This is a genomic window from Massilimicrobiota sp. An142 (assembly GCF_002160725.1).
Taxonomy (GTDB): domain Bacteria; phylum Bacillota_I; class Bacilli_A; order Erysipelotrichales; family Coprobacillaceae; genus Allocoprobacillus; species Allocoprobacillus merdigallinarum.
In genome coordinates this window covers 1-25,011 of record NZ_NFLD01000024.1, presented here as the reverse complement: position 1 = coordinate 25,011, position 25,011 = coordinate 1, and the positions used below count along the sequence as shown (strand labels likewise).

Below are 25,011 nucleotides of genomic sequence, written 5' to 3'. Positions count from 1 at the left end.
AATATCATAAAAATGACTTACATTATAATTATGAGTGCAATTAGATTGTATAATGTATTTCCATAATCTCTATATACAAAAAAACGACAATGATGATCGTAATTGATATTCATTGCCGTTTTCTTCTTTGAGATGATTTTACGATTATTTATCTCGTACAGCCTTTTATTCTACTTTTTATATATGTTCAAATTGTTGTATACCCCACGTTTGAATTGTCTGATAAAGAACAACATCTAAAATAATAACAATCATAATCACACTATACATATACACTGTAATAGACATGATATCTACTAATAACATAGCATAAACCATCACTAACAAAATAGCTATACCCATTGAAATAAACATAGTAAGTGTTACAGGTAAACTTTGTTTAACACAAACTGTCTCATTAACCCAGTCAAACTTAGGTCTCCATAAGTTTAAAATTAAACCTAAGAAATCAATTAATAATGTAAACAATATAGGAACAACTAATACAATAAGACCATCAAGTAAACCTATTCCTGTCACAAAAATCAGAACCAATGATAATAAAAGTCCTGCTGGTACACATAACAAGAAATGCATAGCTAATTTTGCATTGAGAATATCTTTAGATGCTATAGGTAATGATTTGATAATCCAAAAACGGTCGCCTTCTAATGATATAGATGAAGCACTGATCATATTCAATGATGATGTTCCAATCACAATTAAACAAAGAACCGGTGTTACAAATTCCTGAATTTGAGGCAACTGTGTCATAATCATATGAACTTCATCTTTGTAAAAAAGAATGAATATAGCTGCAATCACACATAAAACAATTCCCATTGCGCCATTGAGCATAACCATGGCATTAGATGTAAAATGTTTCACTTCTCTCATAATTAAAGCTTTAAATAAAGAATTCTGTTTCATTGGTTTCGCTTTATAAACTGCTTTTTTGACTTTAGGTTTTGTTGTGGCCATTTTAATAAAGTTAACAGAAAGAATATAAATAGCAACAACAAATGGAATCACTGCACATAACAAATAAATGATAAAGCTTATCACATTTCCTTCACTTAATGCCAGACTCAAATGATACAGCGGAAACATTGAACTTTCAATGGCTTCTGCTATTGTCTTTCCATTTTCCAAGAGCCATGTCATATATGTTTGTATAGAATTCACTGCATACATATATAAACCAAATGCTCCTACAAATAAAACAACAGAAATCATTGTTTTAAAACGATGAATCTTCACAAGTACATGTGCTAATATCCAGCTAAATAAACAAGATATAGCTAATACAAATAATGGCAATGTCAAACAAACACCAATAAACATAAGAATTTCAATCATATTCATGCCTACATTTGTTATATAAACATAAAAAGCTGGTAATGCAATGAGTGCTTCATAAACATAATTTAATATCAGTATCGTAAAGACTCGGCTCAATAAAACATCTCTATTCTTAATTGGCATAGCCAACAACAATTCATTATCTTTAGCTTCATAAATTTCATGATGTGTTAAGAAAATACTTCCTATAAAGCAAAGCAAAATAATGAATAATGCCATTAAAGCAAAGTATAACCATTCAATCCCCATCATTAAAAATGGTTCAATCAAAGAATAAAACAACATCCCAAACATGCCAATAAAGACAACACCTACATAAGCAAACAATAAACCAAATAATATCAGCTTTCCAATACTGTTCCCTTTTTTCTTAGAACTTTTTGTTTGTCTTAATAAAATACCCTGCAATCTAATCTTAATGAGCGTCATTAACATTGTCATCATCCTCCAACTCTAAGAAAACATCTTCAAGTGATTCATCACCAATTACATCTTGAGTCTTTCCACTGACAATCAATTTTCCTTGTTTAATAATCGCAATACGATCACATAACTTTTCAGCCACTTCCAAAACATGTGTTGAAAAGAAAATAGCTCCACCACGATCACAATGATCACGCATGATTTGTTTTAATAAATGTGATGCTTTAGGGTCTAATCCAACAAATGGTTCATCCATTAAAATTAATTGTGGTTGATGTATAAAAGCTGAAATAATCGCTAACTTTTGTTTCATACCATGTGAATAAGCACTAATAGGTTGTGCTAAGTCACTTGTTAATTCAAATAAATCAGCATATTTTGATATACGTTCTTCTCTTTGTGTTTTTGATACCTGATAAACATCTGCCACAAAATTTAAATATTGAATTCCTGTGAGATATTCATACAAATCTGGATTATCTGGTATATAAGCCATGATTTGCTTACATTCTAAAGCATGACTTTTCATTGATTTTCCATTAATAATGATTTCCCCTTCATCAAAAGGCATAATACCAGCAACAGCTTTCAATGTTGTTGTTTTTCCTGCCCCATTATGACCAATAAAGCCATAAATATGTCCTCTTTCAATATGCAATGATAAATTATCAACAGCTTTATATTGATCATATTTCTTTGTTAAATGTTCAATCTTTAACATCTTATATATCCTCTCTTTCTATAAATAATTATTAAAATTATTTATATTATATATTTTATATCTTTAATATTTATTCGTCAATCTTTTGACTACATTTTCTAAATAAAAAATAAGAATACACATAAATAAATACAGTCATACCTAGAACACCAATCATCAATACCAGATAAGTGTAAGAAAAATGTGCCAAGGCGCTTATTCCTGTGATTAATCCAATCACCACAAAACAATATCCACTAATTTTATGTGTCTTTTTCCAAACATATTCACTTGCTAGTGTCCATGGTGTTTTGATGCCAAAGAAATAATTTTGTGGAACTTTTGGCAAATAATTTCCCATTCCTATCAATAATAACGACATCATCAACCATATAAAAATCTCAATATCCCCCTGTGGATTAAAAATCATATATTCAAAAAAGATAGCCAAAATAATAAAGAAAACTGTTAATCCACACTGAAAAATACGATATGTTTTCTGTCTTTTTTCTAAATTCATTCTTTTAGGATCAATATGCTTTGTAAGTGACATGCCATAATAAACAAATATTGGTAAAAAAGCTAAAAGGAAAACCCAATAACGACTTCCATATCCATCAATCTCCCATTGTCCATTCCAATGTATAGGAACAACATGAGGCATCATAAAAATACCTGCACACAAAAGAATTGTGACTAACCATAAAATCCAATCAAAAGCTCTCACTTTCATTTTCATTCCCCCATATCAATAAAATTCATAAACCACTTCATTACTTCTTGAAAAACAGACATATCAATACTATAAACAATATTCTGCCCCTGTCTTTCATCAATGATCAAACCACTTGATTTCAAAATAGATAAATGATGTGATATAGATGGTTTCGTCATTTGAAAACAATCTGCAATTTCTCCAGCATTTAAAGGTCTATCCTGTAACAACTCTAAGATTCTTCTTCTCGTTGGATCACTTAACGCTTTAAATGCATCACCCATATCTCTCCCTCCTTTAATATTTAGATATTTATCTAAATATCTAAATATATTTTATCACTTTGCTTTCTATTGTCAAACAAAAGAAAAAAGAACTATACAAAATGTATAGTTCCATGTATTTGAAGCCTTATATTATTCAGCAACTTTTTGTTCTTTAATAACTTTAGCAATTGATGCGATTACGTCTTTTTCATCTTCACCTTCAGCTACGATTTCTACAGTAGCTTTAGTAGGAACACCTAAAGACATAACACCCATAATTGACTTCAAATTAACTTCTTTACCATTGTAACATAATTTGATATTGCTAGTAAATTTGCTAGCTTGGTTGACTAAGATAGTTGCAGGTCTAGCATGTAATCCAACTGGATCTGAAACTACAAAAGATAATTTTTCTGCCATCTTATTGACTCCTCCTTAATAATTTATAGTCTTATTATAACACATTTCAATTACTTTTCCATACATTTTCAAAAGTTTTTAATACGCTTTCATAATATTTTTTTGTCAAGTATTTTAACTCTTTTTTTCTATTCCAAAAAGCATTGATATAATGAATAAAACTTCATATAAAAAGGAGAATTGACTCAAAATTCTCCTAAAAAGTTTTTTGTGCTACAACCAAAAATTGATGTGTTGTCATTTCAAAATATGAATGATCTTTCATTTCTTTTAAGGCCTGTAAATAGAAAACCTGATATCTATTGACATTCGCAAAGTCTGGTGACACTTTTGTAAAATATTGATATAATGACTGAATACTATGAAAACGAATTGTTCCATAATCTTCAAATTTATCAACAACACGCATACCAATACTTTCTAAAGTCTGTGCACAGCTTTCAGCATCCCACTTTCCTTTCATTTGGAAAGGCATATATAAACGAACAAATTCTTTTAAATTCTCTGTTCCATGCTGATTGACAATGAAATATCCACCTTTTTTCAAAACTCTTTGGATTTCATTTTTATCATAATTACATTCCTGGCACATAATAATATCTATTTTTTCATCTTTAAAAGGCATTTTCCCAGTTGGTGTCAATGTTGTGACTTTGACTGATGAATCATCTTCAAACTGACTCTGTACTCTTTGTGTATCCGTATAAGGCTCAACAACAAACATCGCTTCCGTATCATCTTTAAATTGACTTGCAAACTTTCCTGAATCCACACTCATGACAGCCAAATGATCTTCAGGTGTCATATATTGTCTTAAAATCGAAGTTTCATCATAATTTTGAGGTGTTAATGTATAATCTTTTTCAAAATCAGTATTTGGCGTAAAATGTTGTAATTCATTTTGTAATAAATGCGCATCTTCAATTTGTCTACGACATCTTTTTTTACTATATATCAAAATAGCATATTGAACAACTGCATCAGCAACAATACCCATTGCTAAAAACAAGACAAAGTAAATAAACCACTCTAGACTAAATAATGGTGCTGGTGATGAAATCAAATAACAGATAAAGCAAAGAAAGACCATATATCCAACACGATTATAATTAAATGGTTTATCTAAAGATAAAAACCAGTTCATATTGTTCATCTTTTCCATTTTACTTTTTGTTATTTCAAAAAAGACGACCTGCATTAAAAATAACACTGCTATAAAAATTAATAATAATATCATTAAATATTCCATATAAACTCCTTATTCTATACTTTCTCCCTCAATTGTATAATAATGATATCCGTCTGAAAAATATCCCTCATTATGGAATGTTAAATCTCCTTCAATAGAAAACAATTCTTCCATATCATCATCTATACTATAGACATAACTTCTTCCATTTTTATTCAATAACAAATAATTTTCATCATTATATTCAATTAAAGGTGTTTCTGGTAAAGATGTATATTCAACAGGGAAGACTTCTTCTCCTGTTATATCAATAATACCATACATACCATTTTCATTATAAACCGCATAATATGAACTGCCTATGTACTCCATACGATAATATGCTTTTTCTGTCAATTTTTCACCTTTATCGTCGATTAATGAATAACCTTGATCATCAATTTTCACAATGGCTCTACCACAAGCATCAAATGGATTCGCTTCAAGATATGTTTGGTCAAACACCTGTTTATTGTCAAAATTATAATAGACATATCCTTTTTCTTGTACATAAACTGGATACATTTCAAAATTTAATTCCTGCACACTAGGATATAATTGACAATTTTCAAGTGTTCCTTTTGACTTTCCATCTTTATATATATAATGTGGTCCATAAACCTTTTCTTCACGTATTAAATATGTTTGTGTATCATAGTAATAAGTATTAATTAAAGTTGGAACACCACCAATAGAATAAAGATATGTTTTATCATCAGAAGTTAAAATAATATTATCTTTATTATCAAAATAAGCATCTTTAATCGCAATGTTGTTTTGATAAACCTTTTGATTTTGAAAATCAATATATATCATACTTTTTAACTTCTCATCATTAATGATACATCCAGCATCATTTTGAAGTAAAAACGTATAAGTTCCTTTTTCTACTTCAAGATCAAAATCTTCATCTTCATTGCCAGTCACATAATAAAAGTGATTCTTATCTTTAAATCCAACAACCATAGATTTTCCATTTTGATATTGTGAAACATATGTCACAGCATCTTTTCCTCTATAAAGTTCTTCACCATTTTGATATAAAACAATATATTCTTTATCCTGATAAATCACTGGTAAATCAGTTTTCATAATACTTGTTTTGTCATTGGCCTGATACAAGATTTCACCTTCACTATTTAAAACATAAAGATTATCTTTAACCAATTGATTTTGAGAAGTTTCTTCTTGTTTTTGATTATCTTGTTTTTGATCATCTTTTTTCTTTTCTTCTTTTTTAGTCGCAAAAAACATCTGATCTACACTTTCTAGTGTTTCATATTCACCCATTGGGATCATTTCATCACCTTCCAATGAAATCAATCCCACTTGTTTTTGACTATTTGTGACAATATATCCTAAGTTCCCAACACGTTCAAATGATTGGTATTGATATTCTGTTATTTGTTCACCTTCAGAATTATATAAAGCACTTAATTCTTTATCATTTGTTAACATAAAGTAGTTTAGCTTTTGATTTTGACTACACCCCACCAATAATAAAAGTGTTATAAGCCCAACGAATATTTTTTTCATCGTTCAATCCTCCTTTAGTTGCCCCTAGTATACCATAAAATATACTTTTTAGCATTGTTTTTTCAAACAATCAGACTATAATAGAAAATAAGGGGTGATATGAAATGAATGAAACATTACAAACAATCGCAAAAAGAAAAAGCTGTCGTAGCTATCGAAGTGAAATGATTAAAGATGAAGAACTTCAAGCTATTTTAAAAGCTGGAATTCAAGCACCTAGTGCTATGAATAGACAATTATGTGAAATCTATGCCATTACCAATTTGGCTTATATTGATGAATTAACGAATGCTATTAAAAAAGTAAGTGAAGAACGTGGTGAAAAGAAACCAGATACTTATCATTTCTCTTATCACGCTCCAGTATTACTGATTGTCAGTGGTCCTGAATATGATTCAAGACGTGTCGAAGATGGCAGCTGTATGTTGGAAAATATCTTTCTAGCAGCAACGAGTCTAAACATTGGTTCATGCTGGATCAATCAACTCAGTGATACACAAGATGTTGATGAAGTAAGAAACATTTTAAATAAAATGGGTATTCCTCATAATCATCAAGTTGTTGGTTGTGCTTCTATTGGTTATGTCAATCAAGAAACACCTACAAAAGATAAAAATGAAAACCGTATTCATATTGTTAAATAAGACATAAAGAAAGAGGCTCAAATGAGCCTCTTTCTTTGGGTATATGTTTGTAATATTAAGATTAACCGATGTATAATGGTTGGTCATTACCAACGACTTCACCAGTTTTTGTTGTCGCAACATAATATACAGAAGAATCTTCTGGTTTATAATAAACCTCTAATGTATCAATAGTTGTCATTTTAACACCTTTTGATTTAACATCCTCTTTTACTAACTTCTCAATAGATGTTGTTTCAACATTTTTATTATGAAATTGTACTTGTAATTTAATTTTCACTGCGTCCCCTCCTTAATTCATATTATAAATGAAAGCGTTTTACATTTCAATAAATTACTTCATTTACCTCCAACAATATACCACTTTTTTAAGAAATACTCAAATTTTTATTGAATTTTTTATGATTTTCTCATATTTTTTATATCATATTCTCAAAAATATTATCAAATTTTTAATACAAAAAAAATATTTTATCAATTTATCTAATCTTTAAAATAATCGGATTTATCATTTCTTTGATTGATAAATCTTGATCAATCCCTTTAACAATTTACCTTATCAGCCATGTTTTCAACTACTATATCACAATTTTTCTCTTTTATTTTACATGAAAAAAGATTCTTACTTGTCCATTCAAGTAAGAACCCTTTCATTATCCATTCATTTTTTTCGTATAAGCTTTTCTTCTTTCATTTTCAGTTAATAAACGTTTTCTTAAACGAATATTCTTTGGTGTCACTTCTACAAGTTCATCATCATTAATATAATCTAAACAAGCTTCTAGGTTGAAAACTCTTGGTTTCTTTAAAACAACAGTTGAATCTTTTGTAGAAGAACGTGTATTTGTTAATTGTTTTCCTTTTGTGACATTGACAACCAAATCATTATCACGGCTATGTTCACCCACAATCATACCTTCATAAACTTCTACACCTGGACCAACAAACATAACTCCACGATCTTCAACACCGCCAAGGGCATAAGCTGTTGTTTGTCCTGTATCAATAGAAACAAGAACTCCTAACTGTCTTTCTCCAACAGTATCTCCTTCCATTGGACGATAATCTAAGAATGAATGATTGATAATTCCATATCCTTTTGTCATTGTTAAAAAGTTTGTCATGAATCCAATTAAACCACGTGATGGAATGATATAATGCACTTTTGTCATACCGTTATCAGATTCCATATTTTCTAATGTTCCACGTCTAAATCCTAAAGATTCAATAATGCTTCCAATACATTCATCTGGTGCTTCAATAAAGACTTCTTCATAAGGTTCACATTTAACACCATCAATTTCTTTAATAATAACTTTTGGTTTAGAAACCTGTAATTCAAATCCTTCACGACGCATATTTTCAATTAAAATAGATAAATGTAATTCTCCACGTCCTGAAACAATCCATTCTTCAGCATTTGGCACTCTTTCAATCTTTAAAGAGACATCTCTATTTGTTTCTTTAAATAATCTTTCTTCTACTTTACTTGCTGTGACAAACTTACCTTCTTTACCTGCAAATGGTGAAGTATTTGTACCAAAAACCATTTGAATTGTTGGTTCATCAATACGTAATAATGGTAATGGTTCTTCATGTCCCATTGTACAGACAGTTTCACCAACACCAATATCCGCAAGTCCCGCAATAGCAACAATGTCCCCAGCACTAGCTTCTTCAATTTCAATTCTATGTAATCCTAAAAAACCAAATAATTTTTGAACTCTAAATTGTGTTTTTGTTCCATCTGCTCGTAAACAAACAACAGTTTCATTAACTTTAACTTTTCCTTTTTGAATACGTCCAATACCAATACGCCCTACATATTCATTATAGTCAAGTAAAGCAGGCTGGAACTGTAATCCACCTTCTTCATCTACTAATGGAGCTGGAATTTCATTGATAATCATATCAAATAAACAATCCATATTAGGAACCTGAGTTGCAATATCAGGATCTAAACTTGATGTTCCCATTAAAGCTGAAACAAAGACAGTTGGGAAATCTAACTGATTATCATCAGCACCTAATTCCATAAATAATTCTAAAACTTCATCCATAACTTCATGAATACGAACAACTGGACGATCGACTTTATTAATCACGACAATTGGTTTCACTTTAGCTTCTAGAGCCTTCTTTAATACAAAACGTGTTTGTGGCATTGTTCCTTCATAAGCATCAACAACCAATAAAACACCATCAACCATATTCATGATACGTTCTACTTCACCACCAAAGTCGGCATGACCAGGTGTATCCATAATATTAATACGATAATCTTTATAATTAATAGCAGTATTTTTTGCTAAAATAGTAATTCCACGTTCTCTTTCAATGGCATTTGAATCCATTGCTCTTTCAGCAATCTGTTCATTATCCTTTAATGTTCCAGATAATTTTAATAACTGATCAACAAGAGTTGTTTTTCCATGGTCAACGTGAGCAATAATTGCTATATTTCTAATGTTATTCATGTTTTTCACTCCTCCTTTTTGCCTTTTTGATTATAACACAATTCATTGAAAAGACAATACAAAAAGCTTGACTCTTTATTGAATTTATCATGAAAAATACAGGGAGTTTAGCCCTGTATGAAAAAATCATATGTCAGTTGAATCACCTGACGAATATGTTCTAAATTATCATAATTGTGTGTCGCACCTTCTATTGGATGAAAAACTGGATTGACAAAACCTTTTAAATATTTCTGAGATATCGCATAAGGAACTGTTGTATCTTCAGTTCCATGAATTATCATAAGATCATTTTGATAAGTATCTAAATCCTGATATAAATCTCTCGATGTTATATCTTCAACAAATTCATGAGAGATTTCAAAACCACTATGATCATAATAAGGAGCTTCTTCAACATGCCCTTTTAAATATTCAATCGCTTCAGGAAGATTGAATGCAGGTGCCCATAAACACATTTTAGAAATATCTTGAGGATACATTTTAGCAACCTCACTTGCGATAGCTCCACCCATAGAATGACCAAGCAAATAAATATCTGTCACACAATCCATCTGCTTGACTTCCTCTAAGATTTTGATAGCTGAATCTAATTCATTTTGAAAAGTCATATCTTTAAAATCTAAATCAGATTGTCCACTGCCTAAAAAATCCATACGAATGGTTCCAATATTTTGTTTTTCCAGCATTCTTGATAATTGTACATAAGAAAATTTTGTTCCTGTATTTTGACCTGTAAAACCATGAAAAATAATACATACTGGATATTGATTTCCATCAGGTTTATGAAAGAATCCACGCATAACCCCTTGTTTTGTCTTAATTTCATAATATTCTTGCATGTCTTTATCCCCCCTTATAATTGATTTAAAATAGCTTCTGTCAATAAAGCATAACCATCTTCGTTAATATGTAAACCATCAATAAAAACATCTTCTCTTAAAATATTGTCTTGATATAAAGACTGATAAATATCTATAAAGTGAACATAGTCATAAGGTATCATACGTTTATATTCCTGCATGATCATCTGTAAAATATCATGACTTCTTAAACCTTGATGCATAGCCTGATAACCATGAACCTTTTCAATACAAGGTATTGGACTCAACAAATGAATTTGACATTCTGGTAAATTATAATGAATGATTTCTACCATTTCTTTAATATTTAAAGCAATATCTCTTGGACTCGCCATCACCGTATTTCCTAAATCATTTGTTCCTACTAAAATAAAGACTTGGCTTGGATGATATTTGATAACCCCTTCATCTACAAAATGAAGCAACATATCAGATGTTATACCACCAATTCCACAATTATAGACTGGTCCTAAATGTCTAAAAATATGTTCAACATCATAATATTCAATGATGGAATCTCCATAAAAAACAATACTGTTTTTTTCTATATATCTTTGTTGTTGAATAATCTGTATCATTCTTTTTAAAACAGACTCTCTTAACTGATAAATATTTGTATCAAATCTCATATTTTGACGCATACAATCTTCACCTCATTTTCATTATAACATATGTTATATGAAAATAATTTGAACACATAGCATATAAATCACAGTTCCACCAATAATAGACAAAAGTGTATTTCTTTTCAATAAATGTAATAAAATAACACTGCCAACACCTATGATTTCACAAATACTATGATTTCCACTCAGTAAATCAACACTTCTTAAACAATAAACGACAAGCATAGCCATAATCGCATAAGGTAAAACATCACCCAAATATTCAATAACTGGATATGATTTGTTTTTGAATACAAGAAAAGGAAGATAACGTGTTAAAAGTGTAACGAATGCTATAACAGCAATTAATAAAAGATCATGCATCTTGTACTCCTCCTTTTTTATACATCATAAGCAATCCCAATACAATTCCTATCATAGAAGGAATAATAAAGGCTTCACTACCAAAAATAATCAAGCAGGCAATACTAATGAAAAATCCTAAATAAGTATAAATATGTTTATCACTGGAAAGATACTGTTCAACCACAATCACAACAAATAAAGCAGTCATCGCAAAATCAAGCCCTGTTGTATTGATTGTTAATAATGAGCCTATAATACTTCCTGCTAAACTTCCTAATATCCAATAACATTGATCAAATAAAGAAATAAAAAAAAGATAATATTTTTGACTGCATCCCTCTGGAGTTTTAGCACTGACCAATAAAGAGTAGGTTTCATCAGTCAAAGAAAAAATCATATAGGGTTTGAGTTTTCCCATATCTTCAAACTTTTTAATCATGGATAGACCATAAACCAGATGTCTGGCATTAATCAATAATGTCATAATCATTATATTAATAACAGTTGCCCCTGATGTTAAAAGATTGATTGCGACAAACTGCATACTTCCAGCATAAATAAATACACTCATAGCTAATGCATATAAAAAAGAATATCCTTCACTTTCTAGTAACATACCAAATGCCATCCCCAATACAATATATCCCATCATGACTGGTATGGAAGCAATAAAAGCTTCTCGCATTGTTTTTTTCATGATTTCACCTCAAATCTATATGGATAATATTTTAACATTATTTATTTGTTTTGTGAAACATGAATATGTATTTTAATACAGAAAAATAGAAAATATATCATTATTTTTGTTATTTCCATAAAAAAAGATACATAATATCAATTATGTATCCCATATAAACAATCAATGATGTTATGTTTTTATTTATATAATGATCTATTTTTTAATCAGTACAAGTGACTCATATGGTTTTAACATCATTTCATTTTCTAATGTCTGGCGATTGAGAATATCATATTGAGTTGCATCTATGCTTATAGATGTTGTCTGATCACCATAGAAATGATTATAAACAATGATTGCCTGATCTTGATATTGGCGTTTATAGGCATATAGTGTTGGATGATCTGATAGTAGTGGTTCATATGTTCCTAAACTAATGACTTGGTATTGTTTTCTTAATTGAATCAACTTTTGATAATAATAGAAAACTGAATCTTGATCTTCTAGATTTTTTTCTACATTAATATCTTTATAATTATAAATCGGTTCTATCCATGATTCCACATCACTAAATCCTGCATATGCCTGATCATTCCATTGCATAGGTGTACGTGCATTATCTCTTGATTTACTCAATAGAATCTGGTAAATCTCTTTTTCTGGTACACCTTTATCTTTAAGAATCTGATAGGCATTTAAACTTTCGACATCACGATATTGATGAATATCTGTAAAATAGGCATTAGTCATTCCTATTTCTTCACCCTGATAAATATAAGGTGTTCCTCTTAGCATATGGATTGTTGTGGCTAGCATTTTAGCTGATTCTTTTGGATAATTCTTGTCATCTCCAAAACGTGATAAAACACGTGGCTGATCATGGCAGCACCAGAATACAGCATTCCAGCCATTCCCATTTTGCATACCTAATTGCCAATCGTTTAATAATTGTTTTAATTCCTGAAAGTCAATTGGAGTAAGGATAAGGATTTACGAATGGTATCACGAGATGATTGATAAATATTCATGAGTTCATTTTCACTTGGCAAAAATGTATTGGACTGAATTTCATTTTTTTCAATCTTCTGTTTCAAATCTTCATAAATCTGTTGATATTTACTTAACATCTTTCCATTCCTCTATTATCTTTTTTAATTCTATCAAGTCTTTAGCTATATAATCGCAATGATACTCCTGAAATTCTTCTAAACTTCCATAACCATATAAGACACCAATACAAGGTATTTGATTTTGATGCGCTCCGACAATATCATGTTGACGATCACCAACCATCATACAGTCTTGAATATTGAGCTGTTCCTGCTTTATACAATGAGCAATCACATCACCTTTATTTTTAAGACTTCCATCTAAGGTTGCGCCATAAATACCTGTAAAATATGGTGTTAAAGAGAAATGATCAAGAATCTCTTTTGCAAACACTTCAGGCTTACTGGTACATACATATAATTTCATATCCATATTCAGTAATGATTGTAAAAAGTCTTCCATACCCTCATAAACTTTATTTTCAAATAATCCTTTTTTTGAAAAATACTCACGATATTTTTCAACAGCTTTCCAGCTTTGTGCTTCATCCATATGATAATACTCTCTAAAAGACACATCTAGAGGTGGACCAATAAATGGTTTTAATGTTTCTAAATCATCAACTTCAATGCCAAAAGATTTTAAACTATACGCTACAGAACGTGTAATACCTAAAAATGGATCTGTCAATGTCCCATCTAAATCAAATAGTATTCTTTTCATTTTTCTTCACCCGTCTTTATTATACATGATTTAGAAAAAGAAAAAAGAATCAGAAACCTGATTCTTTCTAGAATACATATTTTAAAGGGAGTTTTTATGGATTCTATTATCTTTACACCTATAATATACTTTGTCAATATGAATTAGATATGAACATTTCATTTTTCTTTAATTTTCTTTATATAAATGTATTGGTATATCCAAATCATCATACGTGAGCATTGAAATTTCATATCCACGATGAATTCCTCTAAAGCACGAATCTTTCCATAAAGGATCTACACTATAACCTCTTTGTTCTATCTCCTTTATGACATGCATATGAAAAGCATAGAGGTATAAATAAGGATAGTCAAAAACATAATGCTGTTCTTTTTGCCATCCATCTCCCCTTAAATAACAAATATAATTATGTTGTTGAAAAAGTTCTTGAGTCGTTAATTTTTGTATATCTTCCTGATGACATAAGTTCATATAAAATCCTCCATATATATGATTATGTCAAAATAATTAAAATATACCAAAAAATGAAAGAGATGCTTTGGGGTTGCATCTCTTTCTTAGGGATATATGATAGATTTGAGGGGAATCAATACTATCGTATTTGTCTTTCGACACTATTAATATATATGAGAAATATGTCTTGAGTGTGAACTTTTAAAATTTATGTGGTTTATTTAAAATCTCATGACAATGTCGACAACGTGGTTCATAATGATCAACAGCACCTACTAAAACAATAGGATCTTCAAATGAAGCTGGAGACCCATCCACAAGTCTTTGTGTACGTGTTGCTGGTGCACCACATTTTGCACATACAGCAGTCAACTTTGTGACAAATTCAGCACGTGTTAATAATTCTGGTAAGACACCAAATGGTTCACCTCTAAAGTCTTTATCAAGACCAGCAACCATCACACGTAATCCTTTATCAGCCAAGTATTCACAAACATCAACAATATCTCTATCAAAAAATTGAACTTCATCTACAGCAATTACTTCTGTATCAGGTTTAATATATCTTAAAATTTCTTTAGAATCCTTTACAACAATACAAGGGACTTTCGTTCCTGCATGTGAAACGATTTCTTTATCAGAATAACGATTATCAATTTCAGGTTTAAATACAATTATTTTCTTTTTAGCATAAGATAAAACATTAATACGACGAATGAGTTCTTCTGTCTTTCCAGCAAACATACATCCACATATCACTTCAAGCCATCCTTCTCGATATTGATTATACATAAATTCAACCTCCACGAATATCCATTATACTACAAACACTATAAGTTTTGAATATATTTTGACATAATCAATCAAGATTCGATTATGAGCTATTTCTATCTTTCATCAATAAAAGTCTCATTATCAATAGGAGGTATTCAAATTATTTCTTCAAATAAAATGAATTTAAAAGATAAAGAATTCAAAAAGTCATATTTCATTCATAATTCGTCTTTATAATAGAGGTCGGTGATAAAAATGAATTGGTTAAGAAACTTTATGTATGGCAGATATGGTGTTGATCAGTTTGGAAATTTCTTATTTATAAGTTATATTATTTTATTTGTGATTTCTTTATTTGTTCCATTTGTTTCATTCTTGTGTTATGCGGTTATTATTTATTCTTTATATAGAATGTTTTCTAAACAAATTTATAAACGTAATATGGAAAATGAATGGTTTTTAGCTAAAACATCTGGAATAAGAAAATTCTTTAATCGTCAAAAAAATAAATGGAAATATCGTAAAACACATAAATATTTAAAATGTCCTCACTGTCACCAATATTTAAGAGTTCCAAAAGGAAAAGGTGATATTACAATTACCTGCCCAACATGCCATCAACAATTTGATAAACGCACATAAAAAAATGATATTCATCTTTTGATGTCTATCATTTTTTTATTGATTTTATTTTGTACGTTCAATTGTATATGAATAATGAAGTGTCTCTCCGTTATAATATCCTGTCATAAACTCATCTACCTTTTTCATACCAAGACTCTCTGCCACCTTGATAGATGAAATATTATCAGCTTTAATGATGGCATATAACTGATCTGCCTGTAAATTTTCAAAAGCATATTTTTGACAGCCTAATGCCACTTCTCTAGCATATCCATAATGCCAGAACTCCTCTTTTAACAGATAACCCACTTCCAATATCTGGGTATTCTGATAAGACTGCATTGTCAGCCCTGCCTGACCAATCATTTCATTTGTCTCTTTTAAAATCATGGCCCATAATCCAAAACCATATTCCTTATATCTTTTTCTTTGACGATCTAGCCATGTCTGAACATCTTCTTTTGAAAAATCATGTTCATAAGCATACATCACATGTAGATTCTGTAATATTTGAGCTAAATCATCAAAATCACTTTGTTCTCATTCTCTTAAAAACAAACGTTCTGTTTCTAAAATCATGATATTCCTCCTGATTATTTATCTATAATATACTTTGAAAAAAGAAACCTAAACAAAGCACAATTACAAATAATGTCCCTACAAGACAACGTATCCATTGTCCACTATTTTTCCCAAGATTCTTTTGTCATATAATTTGTATGACCAATCCTTACTTCATTCAACAAAGGTACAGGCACCTCATCACAACTATGATGATAAATAAATCCTAGCTTTTCTTGTACTCTTAGAGATTTCGTATTCCCATCATAATATCCACACCAGATAGTCTTCATATCTAAATCTTCAAAGGCATGTCGAATCAATTCTCTACCAGCTTCAGGCATATAGCCTCTTCCCCAATAGAGTTTGGCCAGCCAGTATCCAAGCTCACATTCATCATCACGTTCAGTCATATCTGTATGCCCATTGAGTTTTAGTTCTATAGCCCCAATAGCTTCATGACTATCCCTTTTGCAAATCGCATAACATTCCTCACCATTAAAGACATGACGTATCACATCTAAACTTTGTTCCTCACTTTGATGGGGTGGCCATCCTGCAATCGGTCCAACATCTGGATCACTGGCATATCGAAAAAGACTTTGCGCATCACTTTCTTCCCACGGTCTAAGAATTAACCTTTTGGTTGTGAAAATCATAAGCGTTCCTCCTTTATAAAATCATTTTTAAATAAAAGGAGTCAAAACTCCTTCATTTTGTCAAATATTTATGTTCTTAAATCTTTAACACCTTCTAATGGATTAATTTGCTGATCTGATCTTGCTGGATTGGCAAACTTACTAAATTGTTTTAAGAAAACAAGACGTATATCAGCCAAAGCCCCATTACGGTGTTTTGCAATAATAATATCGGTAGCTCCTTGTGTTTCAGCTTCTTTTTTAGGATCCTGATAATCTTCACGATGAATAAATGAAACGATATCGGCATCCTGTTCAATAGCTCCTGATTCTCTTAAATCTGATAAAACAGGTCGCTTATTATCACGTTTTTCAACGGAACGAGATAACTGACTTAAAGCTAAAACTGGAACTTCTAATTCTCTGGCAATCATTTTTAATTGTCGTGAAATATCTGATACTTCCTGTTGTCTAGATTCACGACTATTCGCCGGTCCTGAAATCAGCTGCAAGTAGTCAATAACAATCATCTTTAAACCTTGTTCACGTTTTAAACGACGACATTTCGCAGCAATTTCTCCAACACGAATACCCGGAGTATCATCAATATATAAATTACATTTAGAGACTTTATCAGCAGCTGCATAATACCTTTCACTGCTTTCTTTTAAAATAGAACCTGAACGCAAAGATTCAGCTTTTAAACTTCCTGCTGAACAGATAATACGTTGAATCAACTGCTCAGCTGGCATTTCCAGCGAAAAGATAGCGACTGCTTCATCTGACTTATAAGAAACATTATAAGCCACATTCAATGCAAAAGCTGTTTTCCCAACAGATGGACGTGCAGCCAAAATAATCAAATCACCTTTTTGAAAACCAGATGTCAATTTATCTAAATCATAATATCCAGTTTTAACACCAGATATTTTCCCATCTGCTTTTTGTAACATCACCAAACGATCTGTTACTTTTTGAATCACTGATTTAACATTTTGGAATTCACCGGCATTACGATCTCTTGTGACATTCAAGAAATCTTTTTCAACTTCACCAATAAAATCATTGATATTTTCGACATCACCATAAGCTTTTTCAATAATTTCTGTTGATTCTTTAATCAATCTTCTCAACAAAGCTTTTTCATTTAATCTTTTTAAATAATGTTCACTATGAGATGTTGTTGGCACTGATTCACTTAATTCTAAAAGATATTCAACACCACCTGTTTTATCTAACAATTTTTTATCTATTAAATAAGATGTTAATGTTGTGACATCAACAGGGCTATTATCAGCATAAATATTTTGCATAGCCTCGAAAAGAATACGATGGCTATCCAAATAAAAATCATCTTTTGAAGCTAATGATAAAACAGTCTGACAGACATCACTTGATATCAACATAGATCCTAGCAATGATCTTTCGGCTACCAAATCATGGGGATATTCTCTAGCCATCTTTTTCCCTCCTTATTTTTCAGATAAATGAACTTTTATTGTCGCAATAACTCCTTTATGCAATTCAATTTTTAAATTTGTATATCCTAAAGCTTGTATGGGTCTAGCATTAATGAACTTTCTTTTATCCACTTTGATTCCATGTGTTTTCATTAATTCTTCAACAACATTTTTCGTTGAAATACTTCCAAAAGTTTTACCATCTTTACCAGATGATAACTTAAATTCTAATGTTAGACTTTCAATTTTTTCTTTTAATTCTTCAGCTTTCTTTTTATTTTCTAATTCTTCCAATCTTTCTTTTTCTTTTGTTTGAGCAACCATTTTTTTCCCATGTTCAGTTGCTAAAACGGCTAAATTGTTTTTAATCAAAAAGTTTTGTCCATATCCATCAGCAACATTGACAATATCGTTTTTCTTTCCTACCTTCTTAACATCTTGTAATAAAATCACTTTCATTATACTTCACCTCTATCATCTAAATATTCTTGTATTTTTTCTTCTAATAAAAGACGTACTTCTTCAATCGTTTTATTTTCAAACTGTGCTGCAGCCATACTAAAATGACCACCACCATCCAAGGCTTCCATAATGACCTGTACATTCATATCCTTGGTACTTCTCGCACTGATAGCGACCTTTGTTTTAGAAATTCTACCAATGGAAAAACTTGCCTTAATACCACTAATTTCAAGCAATGCATTACTTGATTTAGCTAATAAACTAGAATTATATTCTTCGCTTTCTTGTCCACAGGCAATCAAAATATCAGGACGATACTGATAGGCTGTCTGGGCAATAGAAAGACGCTGCAACGTTTCTTCATAAGAATCTTTAATAAATTCATAAGCCATTGGCACATTGGCCTGTAATTCTTTCAAATGCGCTGCTGACTGGAAAGTACGCACACCCACTCGCTGTTTAAAGTTATTTGTATCAACCAGCATTCCAGCATACATTATTGTAGCATCCAGTTCATTGATTTTCAAATCTACATTTTGATAATCACAAAGCTCTATAACTAATTCTACAGTACTTGAAGACGCTGGCTCTAGATATGTTAAAACTGGTGCTTCAATAAATTCTTCACCACGACGATGATGATCAATAATAACCTTATTTTTGACACGTTCTAACAAAGCTTTAGAAAGTGCTAGACTGGATTTATGATTATCCACAACAATTAACAAGGTATTTTTATCAACACGCTCAATTGCTTCATTGGCTGATTGAATCATTCCTTTATAGCGTGGATCAGCTTTAACCAAAACAGCGACTTCTTTAGTTTTCTTTTCAATGGATTCAAAATCAACAATGACTGTTGTTTTCTTTCCATAGGCCATAGCTATCTTAGCCACACCGAGTGATGCTCCAAATGAATCCAAATCTGAATTCTTATGCCCCATCACGATTACTTGACTGGCATTTTTGATAAGCCCTGCTAGAGATTGTGCAATGACACGTGCACGGACTTTACTGCTCTTTTCAAAAGTATCACTATTACCACCAAAGAATCTGACTTTCTTATCTTCTCCAGATTTAACAGCCACCTGGTCACCACCACGTGAATACGTTAAATTCAATGCGGCAGAAGCCATCTCATCAAGTTCTCTTAAAACACGAGAATCTTTACCAATACCAATACTTAAAGTCATCACTTCATCTAACTCTTTTGACATTTCTTTAAATGTATCTAATATCGCAAATTTATTTTCAACTTGTTTACGATAAATACGTTCATTAAAAAATGCTAAGTAACCACCTGATTTAAAACGTCTAATAATAATCCCATTGGAATATGCCCAATCTACGATAACTTGTCTAGAACGTGATTGTATCAAAGCCATCTTAGGTTCATCAGCATTTTCCAATGTTTCTTCATAATTATCAATTGTAATATAAGCCATACAAACCTGCTGATCTAAGTAATCTTGTTGTAAAGACATGAGCTGTGTGACATCTTTTAAATAAATCAGCTTAGTTCCCTGATTAATATAAGCTTCAAACTTTTTACCTTTAATATCAATCACTTTGACATCTTCATCATCAAAAAGACTTGCCAAATGGGGTTGCCATTCCAAAAGCTTAACCCCTACAATATTAATATTCATGGCCTTCAATAAATCACTTGTCCATACAATATCTCTATTTTCATCATACTGAATTAAAGCAATACCACCAAATATGAATGCATTTTTAGCATCTTTATTTAAAACTTCTTCAACACTTAATTGATTATTTTCTAAAACATAAGAAATATAAACAACAATCAAGAAAATAATAACATTTTTAATAAGCGCATATACACTAAAAGCCAACAATATCGGAGTATTCAATAAAAGATATAAGCCAAATAATATACCACATTCTCCAACCAATAAAGCCATTAATAGATTCCTGATTTGTAATATCTTTCTGATCATTGTATCCCTCCTTATTGTTCATTATGTTTATTATACAATAGTTTTTCTCTTAAATCACTAAATATATCTACGATTCCTATGACAACATACATTTGATTGATAAATGGAATAAGCATACCCAAAAAAGCCAGGATGATAAGGCGTGGTTTATTTTCCAAAATAGACAGCCATGACAAAAAGGCAAGGCCTTCAACAGCCAAAGTTAATAAAGAGATCAAATATATATAAGTGATATAAATATTATTCATCGCATAAATATGTTCTAATACATAGCTGACAACCAGCATTATTGTCAGAATACCTCCTATTGGACGACTTAAATGCATATAAGCAATGTGGAACGAATTGGGAAAAGGAATATGAAAACGTGATAAAACCATTTGACATAACAAAATAATCACATACATTTCAAGAAATGACATAATCAATAAAAGAAGGGGTGCTAATGAAAGAAATGATGTTAAAGAAAAAGTCTGTGTGATGGAAGGAAAAACATTTTCCATCATCATATACATCTCTTTCATTTCACCAATCAGATCCATATTTAATAATCCTGCAAAAACTTCATAAAGCAAGATATTATTGAAAAATGTAAGAGATAATGTCCCCAAAAACAAAACACCTCGAGAAGCCTGACGTTTTAAAGCTTCACCTAAAAAAACACCAATCAGACATGAAGAAAATGATGAAATTGCAAAAAAAGGTAATCCTGTGATCATAATCACAATCATCGCAATCAAACTGACTAACAGACCATCCTGTAAACGATATGTATAACTATACCAGACAAGTGGAATCACCATGCCATAACAAATAAATATATCAAACATACTGCCTGTATACGTATTGAAAATAGACAAAGCACCAAAGATAGCGGCAATCATAGCGCCTTGGACCATTTTTCTTATTTTTACATTTCCCATATAAAGATCCTTTCCTTTGAAGTATCGCTATTATAACATAAATCAAACTTCATGTACAAAAAAGGAATAACTTTAAGCTATTCCTTCATGTTGTAGTGCCTTTAATATACCATCCTGATCAATAGAATCTGTAATATATGTCGCTTTTTGTTTTAAAACATCTACAGCATTTCCCATCGCTATACCATGTCCTACTTCTCTAAACATCGCCTGATCATTATAACCATCCCCAAAAGCATAGGCATTCTCTTTATCAATATGAAAATATTTCAATAAATAAGCAATACCATCACCCTTATCAAAACCAATGGTTGAACAGTCACATGAGCCATGACCACCATGATCATTAATAACCAATTCTTTATCAAAAGCCTGTATCAGTGTATCACGTTGTTGAAGATCATGATAAAACAAATCAAATGTATAAAATGGCAATAAAGAAGCATTTGTCTGAATACGTTGTAAACCATATTCATCTTTAATACCTTCAATCTGTGCATCATCTAATAAATAAGGAACGGCAACCTCATCAGAAACAAACATAGCTCCTGCATTGAATGCTTTTATTTTTTCATAATAATATGACAGTTCTTCTGGTAAAAAAGCTTTTCCATACAATTTCTTTCCTTGATATATAATATATCTTCCATTACATGTAATAAGACCACTGACAAGATTTCCAAAAAGATTTTGGGCATAAAATGGTGCTCTCCCTGTACATATGAATGTGAAATGTCCCTGATCCTGAAGTAATTTTAAAGCTTTGAGATTCCCTTCAGGAATTACACCATGTATCGCTAATGTTCCATCAATATCAAAGAAAAATATTTTCTTCATAATCAACCCCTCTTTTCTAAATATCTTTTCACAAAGGATTGGGCTAATGATCCTTGTTTCATAACATTGAAGACTTCATCAACAGGAATGCATTTGGCATGATCCACTTCATTTGTTAAATGAAAATCTTCTGAATCAACCACCGCAATATAATTATGCATTAATGTATTTGTTTTTGCATAATACTCATTATCATTATACATATAATCTACAACTTTCAAATTGACTTCTTCTTGAATCTCTCTGATTAATGTCTGTTTTGCATTTTCACCTTTATTTATATATCCTGCTACCAAAATATAGTCTACCTGTCCATATTGTTGTATTAACAATACCTTATCTTTTTGTGGATTGAATATAATAGCAGAAATAGCGCTATTAAACATTGGAAATTTAAACTTCTGACAATGTTCACAATAAGGCATTGTCCCATCAATTCCACATGGTTTTTCAATCAATTCATGTCCACATTCATCACAATATTTCATACTCTCCAGCCCCTTTATTAAATTTATTATAAAGAAAAAGCTCCTGATATTTCAAGAGCCTTATTGGATACTTTTCCCTAATTGGCATGCTTTTTCCATAAAAGGTGAACGCAAAGTCATAGATGGTGTTCCACATCCAGTTGCTAAAATGCTTCCTATATCTTGAAAATGCATATAATCAACCAATGCCTCATAATGCATCTTAACAGCATCCATTGTTCCCTGAGAACTATTCCATGCAGCGCATATAAAAGCTGTCTTTTTATGCATAGATGATAATTCCATTGTAAAACTATACATACGGTCAATAGCCGCTTTTAGTTGTGCTGATATTCCAAAGTAATAAAGTGGTGTGACAAAAACAATCATGTCATGATCAAGCATGTCTTTTCTTAACTGACCCATATCATCATTTTGAATACATGGACCATTCATTCCACAATGGTCACATCCTAGACAGGGTGCAATATGACGATGAGCCACATCAAAAACAGTGACTTCATGGTGATTTTCCTGAACTCCTTTGATAAATTCATTTGCTAATAAATATGAAGAACCTTTCTGATGTGGACTTCCATATATAACCAATATCTTCATTATTCATCATCCTTTCTTTATTCCTATTTTAATGTGTATATTCTTTTTCGTCCAATACCTAAAAACAATCTCACAGCATAGCTAAAAAGCATACTTTTTCCGCTTACAACATCAACATGAAACAATAACCCAATATTTCTTACAACAATCAAAATCACAAAAAAAGATGAACATTTCTATCCATCTTTATGATTCATATTTATTCAGCTAAATCTTTAATCGCATTAAAAGCATTAAACACACATGGGAAACCTAAATAAGGTAGGCATTGAATCAATGCATAATAAAGTGTATGTAAAGAGTTTCCAACTTTGATATTTCCTAAAGCATGTGCATAAAGCTGTCCAGAGGCATTGAGTGCTGTTAAAATACAAAAGATCAATAATTCTCTTGTTGGAATATCTAATACCTTTCTTGTATAACAGTCACCAAAACACCATTCTGTTAAAAATCTTGGTAAAGCTTCACCGACATCATCTGGTAAATAACGATATCTGTCTTTAATTTCATCACCATATAACTCTTTTTGAATTTCTAATCCTTTTTCATATCTTTCTTCATCTTTTATACTTGTCTGATTATCTAGTGGTAATGAAATATGTCTGTCTTCTAAAACTTCATTCAATACATTCACCGCATTCAATGTTCTTGGATAACCAATAAATGGAGCACATTGATATAATGATTCTTTTAATTCTAATGGTAAAACACCTACATTCAAGGCAGCATTCAGATGTGCCTTTAATTGTGGTAAAGTCTGTAAAACTGTTAAAACACTACATGTGATGAGTTCTCTTTGTCTATCTGTCAAATCTCCAACATAAAAAACTTCACCAAATATCAATCTTTGTAACTGTGTCATGAATTCAGGATCTTTTAAATCTAATGTTTGTGAGTTTAAAAATAATTCTTCATATTTCTTTTGACTTCTTTCTATTCTATTTATAAGATAGCCTCCTCTTTATTATAGCATGTTCAATCATTGATTTTCCACAATGTATACCAGATCATTTTCATTTATTATTAACCTTTATTATTAACATTTCCATATGATTATAAAATATAAAAAACATCCTAAAAAAAGGACAAAATAAATTTTGTCCATGGCGATTAATCATCTTTGATGATTATCGCTTTTTTGTATTGTATAATCATCTTAGGTGGTGTTCTTATGATTGATCTCTCTACTCCTGA

Annotated in this window: 29 protein-coding genes and 1 pseudogene; 2 read left to right on the top strand and 28 right to left on the bottom strand. The window is 30.8% G+C overall.

Features of this window, described 5'->3' with window-relative positions; translation table 11 throughout:
- Positions 1-177: 177 nt before the first annotated feature.
- The 7 genes from B5E87_RS10380 to B5E87_RS10350 form a co-directional block, all read right to left on the bottom strand.
- Positions 178-1,785, bottom strand: coding sequence for a hypothetical protein (locus B5E87_RS10380; protein ID WP_241147167.1), 1,608 nt, complete (start codon positions 1,783-1,785; stop codon positions 178-180).
- Positions 1,757-2,485 carry an ABC transporter ATP-binding protein gene (locus B5E87_RS10375; RefSeq protein WP_087244854.1) on the bottom strand — a complete coding sequence of 243 codons (729 nt, stop codon included), beginning with the start codon at positions 2,483-2,485 and terminating at the stop codon, positions 1,757-1,759. The genes B5E87_RS10380 and B5E87_RS10375 overlap by 29 nt, the downstream gene beginning before the upstream one ends.
- A gap of 70 nt (positions 2,486-2,555) precedes the next feature.
- Positions 2,556-3,197 carry an SdpI family protein gene (locus B5E87_RS10370; RefSeq protein WP_087244853.1) on the bottom strand — a complete coding sequence of 214 codons (642 nt, stop codon included), beginning with the start codon at positions 3,195-3,197 and terminating at the stop codon, positions 2,556-2,558.
- A 2-nt stretch (positions 3,198-3,199) separates the two neighbouring features.
- Complete coding sequence (locus B5E87_RS10365; protein WP_087244852.1) at positions 3,200-3,463, bottom strand: autorepressor SdpR family transcription factor; 264 nt, start codon at positions 3,461-3,463, stop codon at positions 3,200-3,202.
- 132 nt (positions 3,464-3,595) lie between these two features.
- Entirely contained in the window at positions 3,596-3,865 is a 270-nt protein-coding gene (locus B5E87_RS10360; RefSeq protein ID WP_087244851.1) for a phosphocarrier protein HPr, read from the bottom strand.
- A gap of 196 nt (positions 3,866-4,061) precedes the next feature.
- Positions 4,062-5,114: a class I SAM-dependent methyltransferase gene (locus B5E87_RS10355; RefSeq protein ID WP_224759497.1), complete on the bottom strand. Its 1,053-nt coding sequence runs from the start codon at positions 5,112-5,114 to the stop codon at positions 4,062-4,064.
- Positions 5,115-5,123: 9 nt separating this feature from the next.
- Positions 5,124-6,629 (bottom strand): WG repeat-containing protein, encoded by a 1,506-nt coding sequence (locus tag B5E87_RS10350; RefSeq protein WP_087244850.1) that lies wholly within the window; start codon positions 6,627-6,629, stop codon positions 5,124-5,126.
- A gap of 104 nt (positions 6,630-6,733) precedes the next feature.
- Here B5E87_RS10350 and B5E87_RS10345 point away from each other — a divergent pair, with 104 nt between their 5' ends.
- Positions 6,734-7,273, top strand: a complete 540-nt coding sequence (locus B5E87_RS10345; protein WP_087244849.1) for a nitroreductase family protein — start codon at positions 6,734-6,736, stop codon at positions 7,271-7,273.
- Positions 7,274-7,334: 61 nt separating this feature from the next.
- Here B5E87_RS10345 and B5E87_RS10340 read toward each other — a convergent pair whose 3' ends face one another.
- The 11 genes from B5E87_RS10340 to B5E87_RS10290 form a co-directional block, all read right to left on the bottom strand.
- Positions 7,335-7,553: a DUF6465 family protein gene (locus tag B5E87_RS10340; RefSeq protein WP_087244848.1), complete on the bottom strand. Its 219-nt coding sequence runs from the start codon at positions 7,551-7,553 to the stop codon at positions 7,335-7,337.
- 373 nt (positions 7,554-7,926) lie between these two features.
- Positions 7,927-9,750: a translational GTPase TypA gene (typA, locus tag B5E87_RS10335; RefSeq protein ID WP_087244847.1), complete on the bottom strand. Its 1,824-nt coding sequence runs from the start codon at positions 9,748-9,750 to the stop codon at positions 7,927-7,929.
- Positions 9,751-9,857: 107 nt separating this feature from the next.
- Positions 9,858-10,592 carry an alpha/beta hydrolase family protein gene (locus tag B5E87_RS10330; protein WP_087244846.1) on the bottom strand — a complete coding sequence of 245 codons (735 nt, stop codon included), beginning with the start codon at positions 10,590-10,592 and terminating at the stop codon, positions 9,858-9,860.
- A gap of 14 nt (positions 10,593-10,606) precedes the next feature.
- A complete protein-coding gene (locus B5E87_RS10325; RefSeq protein ID WP_087244845.1) occupies positions 10,607-11,254 on the bottom strand; it encodes an SGNH/GDSL hydrolase family protein in 648 nt (215 codons plus the stop codon).
- A 33-nt stretch (positions 11,255-11,287) separates the two neighbouring features.
- Positions 11,288-11,602, bottom strand: a complete 315-nt coding sequence (locus B5E87_RS10320) for a branched-chain amino acid transporter permease (RefSeq protein ID WP_087244844.1) — start codon at positions 11,600-11,602, stop codon at positions 11,288-11,290.
- On the bottom strand, positions 11,595-12,281 hold the full coding sequence (locus B5E87_RS10315; protein ID WP_342670401.1) for an AzlC family ABC transporter permease: 687 nt from the start codon (positions 12,279-12,281) through the stop codon (positions 11,595-11,597). The genes B5E87_RS10320 and B5E87_RS10315 overlap by 8 nt, the downstream gene beginning before the upstream one ends.
- Before the next feature lie 195 nt (positions 12,282-12,476).
- Entirely contained in the window at positions 12,477-13,187 is a 711-nt protein-coding gene (locus B5E87_RS10310) for an alpha-amylase family glycosyl hydrolase (RefSeq protein WP_241147166.1), read from the bottom strand.
- 29 nt (positions 13,188-13,216) lie between these two features.
- Positions 13,217-13,390, bottom strand: coding sequence for a GntR family transcriptional regulator (locus B5E87_RS10305; protein WP_087244841.1), 174 nt, complete (start codon positions 13,388-13,390; stop codon positions 13,217-13,219).
- Positions 13,380-14,036: an HAD family hydrolase gene (locus B5E87_RS10300; RefSeq protein ID WP_087244840.1), complete on the bottom strand. Its 657-nt coding sequence runs from the start codon at positions 14,034-14,036 to the stop codon at positions 13,380-13,382. Before B5E87_RS10300 ends, B5E87_RS10305 begins: the two co-directional genes overlap by 11 nt.
- A 168-nt stretch (positions 14,037-14,204) precedes the next feature.
- A complete protein-coding gene (locus tag B5E87_RS10295) occupies positions 14,205-14,510 on the bottom strand; it encodes a pyrimidine dimer DNA glycosylase/endonuclease V (RefSeq protein WP_087244839.1) in 306 nt (101 codons plus the stop codon).
- Positions 14,511-14,693: 183 nt separating this feature from the next.
- Positions 14,694-15,284 (bottom strand): thymidine kinase, encoded by a 591-nt coding sequence (locus B5E87_RS10290; protein WP_087244838.1) that lies wholly within the window; start codon positions 15,282-15,284, stop codon positions 14,694-14,696.
- A gap of 237 nt (positions 15,285-15,521) precedes the next feature.
- Between B5E87_RS10290 and B5E87_RS10285 the strand changes: the two genes are divergently transcribed.
- The gene (locus B5E87_RS10285; RefSeq protein WP_087244837.1) at positions 15,522-15,908 is read left to right on the top strand and encodes a hypothetical protein; all 387 of its coding nucleotides are present in this window, start codon (positions 15,522-15,524) and stop codon (positions 15,906-15,908) included.
- Between the two features lie 45 nt (positions 15,909-15,953).
- On the opposite strand, the pseudogene B5E87_RS10280 reads toward B5E87_RS10285, so the two are convergent.
- The 10 genes and pseudogenes from B5E87_RS10280 to B5E87_RS10235 all read right to left on the bottom strand — a co-directional run.
- Positions 15,954-16,415 (bottom strand): annotated as a pseudogene (locus B5E87_RS10280) (GNAT family N-acetyltransferase); the annotation flags it as partial.
- Positions 16,416-16,573: 158 nt separating this feature from the next.
- Positions 16,574-17,110: a GNAT family N-acetyltransferase gene (locus B5E87_RS10275; protein WP_087244836.1), complete on the bottom strand. Its 537-nt coding sequence runs from the start codon at positions 17,108-17,110 to the stop codon at positions 16,574-16,576.
- 68 nt (positions 17,111-17,178) lie between these two features.
- Positions 17,179-18,549, bottom strand: coding sequence for a replicative DNA helicase (gene dnaB / locus B5E87_RS10270; RefSeq protein ID WP_087244835.1), 1,371 nt, complete (start codon positions 18,547-18,549; stop codon positions 17,179-17,181).
- A gap of 12 nt (positions 18,550-18,561) precedes the next feature.
- Positions 18,562-19,008 carry a 50S ribosomal protein L9 gene (gene rplI / locus B5E87_RS10265; RefSeq protein ID WP_087244834.1) on the bottom strand — a complete coding sequence of 149 codons (447 nt, stop codon included), beginning with the start codon at positions 19,006-19,008 and terminating at the stop codon, positions 18,562-18,564.
- Entirely contained in the window at positions 19,008-20,972 is a 1,965-nt protein-coding gene (locus B5E87_RS10260; protein ID WP_087244833.1) for a GGDEF domain-containing protein, read from the bottom strand. The genes rplI and B5E87_RS10260 overlap by 1 nt, the downstream gene beginning before the upstream one ends.
- Positions 20,973-20,983: 11 nt before the next feature.
- Entirely contained in the window at positions 20,984-21,895 is a 912-nt protein-coding gene (locus tag B5E87_RS10255) for a DUF2232 domain-containing protein (RefSeq protein ID WP_087244832.1), read from the bottom strand.
- Between the two features lie 72 nt (positions 21,896-21,967).
- A complete protein-coding gene (locus tag B5E87_RS10250) occupies positions 21,968-22,732 on the bottom strand; it encodes an HAD family hydrolase (RefSeq protein ID WP_087244831.1) in 765 nt (254 codons plus the stop codon).
- 2 nt (positions 22,733-22,734) lie between these two features.
- Positions 22,735-23,220, bottom strand: a complete 486-nt coding sequence (locus B5E87_RS10245) for an NUDIX domain-containing protein (RefSeq protein ID WP_087244830.1) — start codon at positions 23,218-23,220, stop codon at positions 22,735-22,737.
- 60 nt (positions 23,221-23,280) lie between these two features.
- Positions 23,281-23,817: a flavodoxin family protein gene (locus B5E87_RS10240; RefSeq protein WP_087244829.1), complete on the bottom strand. Its 537-nt coding sequence runs from the start codon at positions 23,815-23,817 to the stop codon at positions 23,281-23,283.
- Between the two features lie 199 nt (positions 23,818-24,016).
- Positions 24,017-24,679, bottom strand: coding sequence for a carboxymuconolactone decarboxylase family protein (locus B5E87_RS10235; protein ID WP_206399296.1), 663 nt, complete (start codon positions 24,677-24,679; stop codon positions 24,017-24,019).
- Between the last annotated feature and the right edge of the window lie 332 nt (positions 24,680-25,011).

Coding starts and splice junctions, on each gene's coding strand:
- B5E87_RS10310 (WP_241147166.1), bottom strand. CDS start 13,187: ATGCAAAATGGGAATGGCTGGAATGCTGTATTCTGGTGCTGCCATGAT.
- B5E87_RS10260 (WP_087244833.1), bottom strand. CDS start 20,972: ATGATCAGAAAGATATTACAAATCAGGAATCTATTAATGGCTTTATTG.
- B5E87_RS10235 (WP_206399296.1), bottom strand. CDS start 24,679: ATGACACAGTTACAAAGATTGATATTTGGTGAAGTTTTTTATGTTGGA.
- B5E87_RS10295 (WP_087244839.1), bottom strand. CDS start 14,510: ATGAACTTATGTCATCAGGAAGATATACAAAAATTAACGACTCAAGAA.
- B5E87_RS10345 (WP_087244849.1), top strand. CDS start 6,734: ATGAATGAAACATTACAAACAATCGCAAAAAGAAAAAGCTGTCGTAGC.
- B5E87_RS10300 (WP_087244840.1), bottom strand. CDS start 14,036: ATGAAAAGAATACTATTTGATTTAGATGGGACATTGACAGATCCATTT.
- B5E87_RS10320 (WP_087244844.1), bottom strand. CDS start 11,602: ATGCATGATCTTTTATTAATTGCTGTTATAGCATTCGTTACACTTTTA.
- B5E87_RS10255 (WP_087244832.1), bottom strand. CDS start 21,895: ATGGGAAATGTAAAAATAAGAAAAATGGTCCAAGGCGCTATGATTGCC.
- B5E87_RS10290 (WP_087244838.1), bottom strand. CDS start 15,284: ATGTATAATCAATATCGAGAAGGATGGCTTGAAGTGATATGTGGATGT.
- B5E87_RS10305 (WP_087244841.1), bottom strand. CDS start 13,390: ATGTTAAGTAAATATCAACAGATTTATGAAGATTTGAAACAGAAGATT.
- B5E87_RS10325 (WP_087244845.1), bottom strand. CDS start 11,254: ATGCGTCAAAATATGAGATTTGATACAAATATTTATCAGTTAAGAGAG.
- B5E87_RS10350 (WP_087244850.1), bottom strand. CDS start 6,629: ATGAAAAAAATATTCGTTGGGCTTATAACACTTTTATTATTGGTGGGG.
- B5E87_RS10245 (WP_087244830.1), bottom strand. CDS start 23,220: ATGAAATATTGTGATGAATGTGGACATGAATTGATTGAAAAACCATGT.
- B5E87_RS10240 (WP_087244829.1), bottom strand. CDS start 23,817: ATGAAGATATTGGTTATATATGGAAGTCCACATCAGAAAGGTTCTTCA.
- B5E87_RS10380 (WP_241147167.1), bottom strand. CDS start 1,785: ATGATGACAATGTTAATGACGCTCATTAAGATTAGATTGCAGGGTATT.
- B5E87_RS10370 (WP_087244853.1), bottom strand. CDS start 3,197: ATGAAAGTGAGAGCTTTTGATTGGATTTTATGGTTAGTCACAATTCTT.
- B5E87_RS10360 (WP_087244851.1), bottom strand. CDS start 3,865: ATGGCAGAAAAATTATCTTTTGTAGTTTCAGATCCAGTTGGATTACAT.
- rplI (WP_087244834.1), bottom strand. CDS start 19,008: ATGAAAGTGATTTTATTACAAGATGTTAAGAAGGTAGGAAAGAAAAAC.
- dnaB (WP_087244835.1), bottom strand. CDS start 18,549: ATGGCTAGAGAATATCCCCATGATTTGGTAGCCGAAAGATCATTGCTA.
- typA (WP_087244847.1), bottom strand. CDS start 9,750: ATGAATAACATTAGAAATATAGCAATTATTGCTCACGTTGACCATGGA.
- B5E87_RS10355 (WP_224759497.1), bottom strand. CDS start 5,114: ATGGAATATTTAATGATATTATTATTAATTTTTATAGCAGTGTTATTT.
- B5E87_RS10315 (WP_342670401.1), bottom strand. CDS start 12,281: ATGAAAAAAACAATGCGAGAAGCTTTTATTGCTTCCATACCAGTCATG.
- B5E87_RS10375 (WP_087244854.1), bottom strand. CDS start 2,485: ATGTTAAAGATTGAACATTTAACAAAGAAATATGATCAATATAAAGCT.
- B5E87_RS10275 (WP_087244836.1), bottom strand. CDS start 17,110: ATGATTTTCACAACCAAAAGGTTAATTCTTAGACCGTGGGAAGAAAGT.
- B5E87_RS10250 (WP_087244831.1), bottom strand. CDS start 22,732: ATGAAGAAAATATTTTTCTTTGATATTGATGGAACATTAGCGATACAT.
- B5E87_RS10365 (WP_087244852.1), bottom strand. CDS start 3,463: ATGGGTGATGCATTTAAAGCGTTAAGTGATCCAACGAGAAGAAGAATC.
- B5E87_RS10330 (WP_087244846.1), bottom strand. CDS start 10,592: ATGCAAGAATATTATGAAATTAAGACAAAACAAGGGGTTATGCGTGGA.
- B5E87_RS10285 (WP_087244837.1), top strand. CDS start 15,522: ATGAATTGGTTAAGAAACTTTATGTATGGCAGATATGGTGTTGATCAG.